This window comes from Collinsella aerofaciens (assembly GCF_032584215.1).
Classification (GTDB): Bacteria; Actinomycetota; Coriobacteriia; order Coriobacteriales; family Coriobacteriaceae; genus Collinsella.
Genome location: NZ_JAWHPN010000054.1, coordinates 1 through 1762, shown reverse-complemented (window position 1 = coordinate 1762; position 1762 = coordinate 1). Strand labels below are relative to the sequence as shown.

Annotated in this window: 3 protein-coding genes; 1 reads left to right on the top strand and 2 read right to left on the bottom strand. The window is 49.1% G+C overall.

Annotated elements, in window-relative coordinates; all coding sequences use genetic code 11:
- On the top strand, positions 1-435 hold a 435-nt coding region (locus RX395_RS09670; protein WP_316367247.1), incomplete at its 5' end, for a restriction endonuclease subunit S.
- On the opposite strand, the gene RX395_RS09665 is transcribed toward RX395_RS09670, so the two are convergent.
- Entirely contained in the window at positions 422-1216 is a 795-nt protein-coding gene (locus RX395_RS09665) for a tyrosine-type recombinase/integrase (protein WP_316367245.1), read from the bottom strand. The two genes, RX395_RS09670 and RX395_RS09665, sit on opposite strands and share 14 nt — an antisense overlap.
- Positions 1217-1249: 33 nt before the next feature.
- Positions 1250-1762 (bottom strand): restriction endonuclease subunit S domain-containing protein (locus RX395_RS09660; protein ID WP_316367243.1); only part of this gene is annotated, 513 nt, incomplete at its 5' end.

The window sequence follows — 1762 nt, the reverse complement described above, 5'->3', positions numbered from 1 at the left end:
GGGTCGGTTTTCTCCATGCAAGCTGGCAAAAATATCAAAGCATCACTTTTGTCTGATGCTCAGACCGAAAATACGCCATACCCTTGTTTTGGGGGAAATGGGATCCGCGGCTTCGTTGCTAAGCCCAACGCAAGCGGCGATTATCCAATAATCGGACGCCAAGGTGCCCTTTGCGGAAATGTCAAACGAGCATCTGGTGACTTCTATGCGACGGAGCATGCGGTCATAGTCCGCTGCTTTCTGAATGCAGATATTGCGTGGGCATGTTTGTTTCTAAGTGCGCTTAATTTGAATCAATATGCAACTGCTACAGCGCAGCCAGGATTAGCCGTATCTAAGATATCCGAGATCTTGATTCCCATTCCACCTCTAGCCGAACAGCACCGTATCGTCGACCGCTTCGTCATGCTTGAGCCGCTCGTTACCAATCAATAGCCTTATTAACTGCGGCGCGTTGCTCATCGGCGGTGCGTCGCAGATAAATTCGTGTCGTTTCAATACTTTCGTGTCCCATCAGGTCGGCAAGTAGCGAAATGTCTGGGTTGCGATCGATGAAGTTCTTTGCGAATAGGTGTCTAAACGAATGTGGGTAAACGACGTCTTGGTCAACGCCATAGCGTAAAGCCGCTCGTTTCAAACCCATGGATATTCCACGCGAAGTGATCGCGTTTTCATTTTTGCCTGGAAATAGAAGACCGTTCATTGAACCGGCTTTCCATGTAATACTTTCCCGTCGCAAAGAGTCAGGAATCCAAATTCTCCTGAGCTTTTGGCCTTTTGAAACGATGTCCATATATCCAGCGATTACGTGTTCCACTTTAAACTGTCTTAATTCACTTACTCGCGCACCAGTACACCCAAGAAAGCGGACAATAAAATACCAAAACCAGTCACCATCTTGTTTCAGGCCGTCGATTAACTGAACGTACTGCTCGTTACTGATGACATTGTCGAGAAACGGCTTCTGCTGAATTCGCACTCCTTTGAGTCGGATTCCATCAAAAGCGATGAAATCAAGGTAGGTGTTAATTGCGCCGATGCGGTTGTTAGCTGTTTTCGGAGCGAATGAAGAAACCAGCCACTCTTTGTGCGCAAGAAGTGACTGGTTTGTTAGAGACTGAGTTTTATCGATAAGCTGGCATATTGCAAAGGAATAAGACTCGACGGTATTTTCCGCATAACCCTTTTCCTGTAAGTATTGTACAAACGTTTTCATGACATCTTCCTTTCAACGAGGTCATGAAAACAGTTAGGCAAGTATTTTGAAAAGCCTATCAACTTCATTAGCGATGCGGCGCTGCTCGGCGAGAGGCGGGATTGCTATCAGCGCCAAGTTGAGAGACGACTTAGACAGATTGTAGAACGCCTGGCCAGACTTCTTGACCACCGACCTGCAAAAGGCGATGTGCGCTGGGGAGATAAGGTATCTATGCAGGTATTCCGAGTGCCACGGGTTTTCTAGAAATGGCGTCAGGAAGAAAACGAAGCCACCGCAGACGGTGTTTCCGTCTGCGGTCCTGACAATTGCCGCCTTGCCAACGTTCTCAAGGCTGGTCACGGCAGGGGTGATGATCTGCCCGTCGCGGAGGAGCAGGCTCTCGTCAACGAACTCCGCGGATATCAGCACATCGCTGTCCCTGACAAGGGGCTCATCCCCTTCGCCGATGTTGCCGCCGCGGAGGACCCTAACCATGCATTCGCTTTTTACGGTAAGGCTATCCTTCTTGTAGCCGAGGCCGCTGCTCAGCTGCAAAACGCTGGA

What these genes read in the sequence shown, in the direction of transcription:
- RX395_RS09665 (WP_316367245.1), bottom strand. Translation starts at nt 1,216, where the DNA reads ATGAAAACGTTTGTACAATACTTACAGGAAAAGGGTTATGCGGAAAAT.